This window comes from Zunongwangia pacifica (assembly GCF_023499215.1).
Lineage (GTDB): Bacteria > Bacteroidota > Bacteroidia > Flavobacteriales > Flavobacteriaceae > Zunongwangia > Zunongwangia pacifica.
Window position 1 is genome coordinate 1 of record NZ_JAKHSK010000075.1, and the last position, 4,935, is coordinate 4,935.

General features: G+C 40.2%; 5 protein-coding genes. 1 reads left to right on the top strand and 4 read right to left on the bottom strand.

Going from position 1 to position 4,935, the window contains the following annotated elements:
* From L1967_RS21945 to L1967_RS21960, 4 genes are all read right to left on the bottom strand, one after another.
* A partial coding sequence (locus tag L1967_RS21945; RefSeq protein WP_249603634.1) for an Eco57I restriction-modification methylase domain-containing protein occupies positions 1-1,600 on the bottom strand: 1,600 nt, incomplete at its 3' end.
* 85 nt (positions 1,601-1,685) lie between these two features.
* Positions 1,686-2,114 carry a DUF1896 domain-containing protein gene (locus tag L1967_RS21950; protein ID WP_249603635.1) on the bottom strand — a complete coding sequence of 143 codons (429 nt, stop codon included), beginning with the start codon at positions 2,112-2,114 and terminating at the stop codon, positions 1,686-1,688.
* A 12-nt stretch (positions 2,115-2,126) separates the two neighbouring features.
* On the bottom strand, positions 2,127-2,399 hold the full coding sequence (locus L1967_RS21955) for a DUF4134 domain-containing protein (RefSeq protein WP_217806671.1): 273 nt from the start codon (positions 2,397-2,399) through the stop codon (positions 2,127-2,129).
* A gap of 198 nt (positions 2,400-2,597) precedes the next feature.
* Positions 2,598-3,071 carry a hypothetical protein gene (locus L1967_RS21960; protein WP_249603636.1) on the bottom strand — a complete coding sequence of 158 codons (474 nt, stop codon included), beginning with the start codon at positions 3,069-3,071 and terminating at the stop codon, positions 2,598-2,600.
* Between the two features lie 364 nt (positions 3,072-3,435).
* On the opposite strand from L1967_RS21960, the gene L1967_RS21965 reads away from it, so the two are divergent.
* A complete protein-coding gene (locus tag L1967_RS21965; RefSeq protein ID WP_249603637.1) occupies positions 3,436-4,581 on the top strand; it encodes a hypothetical protein in 1,146 nt (381 codons plus the stop codon).
* Positions 4,582-4,935 lie beyond the last annotated feature (354 nt).

Here is a 4,935-nt window from a genome sequence, read left to right on the forward strand (position 1 = left end):
TTCCTTCTAAGGTTTGGTCGCCCTCATAGGTAAATGCATGGGCAAACCCTTGTAACTCCCCGGACAGGTTTTGCAGTTCATGCCTTAATAAGCGTGCATCCATCCAGTTGGCAGAGAAATGATCGATCTCCTTAACGTTGGAATACAGTTTATACAGGTAACGATTTGATTTTTGTTGTTTGGCTGCCAAGAGTACAATACTCTCGTGCGTAGGCTTATCAGTAGTACGAATGGTACTGATCATCCGTGCACTTTCTTTTCGAACGACGGTGGCATCCAAAGGATTGATATAGGCTATTGCCTGGTTAATCTGTTCTGTCGGAGCAGTATCAAAAAGCCCTAACTGCACCGAAACGGTTTCTGCTTTATTCTCGGGCATCGGAAGATAAGTGAGCTTCCTGTCACCAAATTCCTGTTTTTCTTTTGGTAATGATTGACTTTGGAAATAACGCTCCCGATTCAAACGGGTATTAAAACCTTCGGTGATTGTCTGTCCAAGTTTTTCACGAATGGCATTGAGGTCGCCTTGCTGCCATACGGTTTCGTGTGCCTGTCCATATTGATTTTTACCCGGTTGGAGGGTATTGCCCGTAATGATATCCCGATGCTGTTGGATATAGCTATTGCTAGGGTAGGTTCCGTATTCATTCTCTAATGATACGGTAGTTATCAGTAAGACTTCTTCTTCGGATAGGTTCTCTTTTGTTGCATTCTTTTGAACAATCAGCAAATGATTGGGAGCTTCGGTATTGCCGGTATCCTTCATCAGGTTGTCGGGCATAACGGACAGGCTTATAAAATCAGATTTACCGAATAGGTATTCCCTCGCTTTTTGATTGGATGGGCTATTTAGGAAAGCATCCGTGGTAATATAAGCCATAAGACCGCCATCAGCCAGTTTGTCCAAGCCTTTGGCGAAAAAGTAATTGTGTATTTTTCCGGAGAGTGCTTTATCGGGATACGCCTGGTCATAGACCGAAAAGTTACCGAACGGGATATTGCTGACGATAAGGTCATAGCTGGAATTTTCGGTTACCGGAGCTTCTTCAAAACCTGTGATATAGGTTTCTGCCGGAACAGGCAGTGTACCGTTGATAGCAGAGAGTACCAGTCCGGAAAGGGTATCTTTCTCTACGGCAGTGATTTGTTCCAATTCAGGAAAAGCCTTTACAGCTTCACTGATAAAAACACCGGAACCTGCTGAAGGTTCGTACAATCGTTTGGGTTGCAGGTTTTGGGCTGCAAGGACAGTATATAAAGTTACGGGAACTACTTTTGGGGTATAAAAGGCGGTCAGCACACTATTACGTAAAGAAGAAATGATTTCCCTATATTGAGTTTCGCTGTAATTTTCCTTTAGCAGCTCATGAAGCTCCATAATACCTGCATGGTGTTTCAGGTCTTCTTTGGTAGCCCCATTGGCTGACCATTCTTCCTGCGTACCATAAGGGTATAGGATAGCCTTGATCCCTCCAAAACCTGAAAATTTTTTCAGGTTGGAGACCTCATCAGAATTTAGTTCTTTTCCGTCTTGATGGCTCAGGGCGATTCGGATCGCCCTGATATTGTCCTGTAGTTTTTCTGAAATATTGTAAGCCATATCCACACATTTTTCATTCTCACAATTCCTTTATGGCTGTAAAGCCGTCACCTTTTCCTGATGGCGGGCTTTTTCGTATTGGTAGTTAACTCAGATACTCGTGTACCTGTCCGATGACAGTGTATCGTAGCTGCCTGTCCTCTTCATTTGCTGTATTAAATCCGTATCCGTCAAAAATGTCTTTGCAGTAAGCAATCAGGTTGACGACTTCATAGGTGAGCGTCCCGCTTTCCCGTAACCGCTCATAGTCGGCAGTAAATTCTTCCTCAAGTATGGAAAGGAGGTAGTGGTAACGGGAAGGTTTAAGTTCTTCAGTCATCTGCTCCAGGCATAATTCTTCCACAACATACACGGGTCGGTTTTCAGAAAGTAATTGTTCCGCCAAAGGCATAATGTCCTTTACTTTTGCATCCAGATAGTTGGTCACCGAATAGTCTTCCTGCAAATTGAACATCAATTCAGGATTGTTGTGGACGATAAACGCCCACAACTTTTCTTTTAGTAGTGTCTGCATACTTCAGGAATTTTAGATACCGAAGAACGACTGGATCACGGTAGCCACGACCACCAGGAAAATACAACTGCCAAACCAGGCGGCAGCCACTTTGCCGGTGTCCTGATCGCCATTGTTCCATTTTTGATACACCTTTACCGCTCCAATTAAGCCGAGAATTGCTCCCACGGCATACATAAGGTTGGTACCTGCGGCAAAGTAGCTGCGTACTTTGGTGTTTGCTTCGTTGATCCCCTCAATACCATCCTGTGCATAAGCACTGTATTGGATAGCCAGTAACGCCATAACGGCACAAATGGAGATCACCTTTTTTTGGTTAAACGTTGTTGTTTTCTTGCTGCACATTTTCATCATTCATCATATTTAGGTTACACTTAAATTTTTTTAAAAAAAGCGGAACGCTTTCGCTGTCACTTACACATCTTTTTCAATCATTTTTGCCCTTCGGCTCGGGGTTGGGCAGGAAAAGACGTTCCGCCGGGATTATTGCCGTTCTTCACTCCACAATGCATCCACTTCTTCTTCATTGAAGGCCACAATCCCTTGTTTTTCGCACTCCGATACAATCAGTTCATTGACTGAAGGGCGAAGCCCGGATGTTTTTACGTTTGGGTAATCTTTTAAGACCAGTCGCAGGTAGTGTTTGAATTCTTCTTTGACCAGTTGTTTGCCAAGCGCATCTGTAATGACCGTTTGGACCTTTTCGATCAGGTGTTCTACTTCGGCAAATTCGTCATCGGTATCTTCATCCGTAGTTACCGAAATATCTTCTGAAGCTTCATTTTGCAAGGGTTCATTTTGCGGAAAACCAGATGGCTTTAAGGTAAGTTTTCGTTTTCCTGTTAACAGGGCTTTGAGGTCACCGGAAAAATAACGTACCCCAACAAATAAATAATAAATAGCTAGTAGTATGGAGACTGCCAACAGGTAGTCTGTCCATGAAATCTGGGTAAACATACGCCTCTCATTTTATCGTTTTACAATTCAACTCGGCATTTAATGTCGGGTCGTTTACATTAATCTCGATAGCAAAGAAACGAAGGCAGGCAGGGTGCTACAAGTCCAACTTTTGGCTGGAACCTTTTTGTAACCGTTGGAACCTTAGTGAAATAGATGTAGTTCAGGAAGGGATTAAATATTTCTATTGGCTCGAATTAAATAAAAATTTAGCCAGGAATACCAATTTACGTTGAACATATAACACATAGTCAATTTACCAATTTTAATTGATTGTTAATTTTCTTTTCATTAAAAAAAATCATTCCTTTTTTATCTATATTTGGTATATTTCTTTTTGGTATAAAATTAAAAACAGCTGATTATGAGAACTATAAAAACCCAAAGTAAAAAGTTTTTTTCAGTAAACTGGTTTGTTAGAAATAGCTTGTGGTGTTATATTGTAGTATTTGCTTTTTCCCTTAGTTCGTGTGGTGGTGATAGTGGAAATGAAGATGACAACGGTGGAGGTAGCGCACCTGGTCCCATAGTAGATAATTCTGGGATAATAGAAAATCTTCGTAAAACCAATTTAAATTCCACAGTTTTTCCTTGGAATGCCGTACCTGACTATGAGAGTGAATGTGGTTTGGCCAGTTTAACGGATGGGAAACTAAAAAGATGGGATATTGAGGAGCAGGGGTTCATTCCGGTAAAAATCAATGGACTTTCATTAGTGTCGGAAGCGCTAAACCTTATTGAAGAACGATTGGATATGACTCTATTTGACCGTACGAGCATAGCCAACACGCCCGATGAAGTTATTGCAAGGGGTATTATCTTTGCTGCAGAAGAAGAAACCAATGCTTATAGTTCTCAATTTGATAATAGTTATGGTTGCGGCGATGTTTCTTTCAAATACGAAACAGAATATTTCTATGAAGATTTTGAGCTGGAATATGATGGTGATGGCAATATTATTGGTTATGATTATCCCGTATTGGGACAGGCTTATGATTCTGAAGGTAATGTTGTAGGTAATATATTAGAGGATACATCTTATATTTTTGATGCTGGTGATAATGTTATTGGAATCTTGTCAGAAGAAGACTGGTTGCTCTATAATTCTGAAGGTACAGCTATTTGTAACATATTGGATGGAAACCCATTATTTGATGTAGACGGAGGGGTGATTGGCACAACGGTAAATGAATCTGGAGGTTTTTTTTCCGTACAGGGTGAAATTGTCAAAAAAGCATATTATGAGGCTTCAGGGAGTATGAATGGTCTTATTTTGGTACGTCTGGATACAATGGAATGTTCTTTTAGTGATAATGAAGACGAAATAGAAATGATTATCAATAAGCTAGGATATGCTTTGGGTCTAGGCTCCAATTTTGATGGATATGACAATTTTAATAATTCGGGAAATTTTGGAATCAACGGTAATTTTTGGAATGTACTTAATACCCTATACAAAAACCCAATAGGAAGCGATGAAAGTACCATAGTTGCTTATCCGCTTTTTTAAGCATTAACATTATAAAAGGAACTTAAAAAGAAGAATTGTAAAAACAATTTATCGCTACTGTTCTGTTGCTTATGGGAATGTCTCAACTTAGCGTTCACTATAATCACAGGGGGCACTTGCTTGCCGATGAACGATCCCCCGTTTCTTAAGCTTGTTCCATATATAAGTGCTATTTTCTCTAGATGCTAGATAAAGTTGAACATTGTTTTACATCAGATAATCCTTCACCTACAGATGATCATGAATATAAGAAATAGCTTTTTCATGGTATAGTGGTTTTAATATTCTTTGATTTTTTTAATAATCCGCTCTAATGTTTCAACGGCTATTTGTTTGTCACGTTCTTCTGCTACA

What these genes read in the sequence shown, in the direction of transcription:
- L1967_RS21950 (WP_249603635.1), bottom strand. Translation starts at nt 2,114, where the DNA reads ATGCAGACACTACTAAAAGAAAAGTTGTGGGCGTTTATCGTCCACAAC.
- L1967_RS21955 (WP_217806671.1), bottom strand. Translation starts at nt 2,399, where the DNA reads ATGGCGTTACTGGCTATCCAATACAGTGCTTATGCACAGGATGGTATT.
- L1967_RS21960 (WP_249603636.1), bottom strand. Translation starts at nt 3,071, where the DNA reads ATGTTTACCCAGATTTCATGGACAGACTACCTGTTGGCAGTCTCCATA.
- L1967_RS21965 (WP_249603637.1), top strand. Translation starts at nt 3,436, where the DNA reads ATGAGAACTATAAAAACCCAAAGTAAAAAGTTTTTTTCAGTAAACTGG.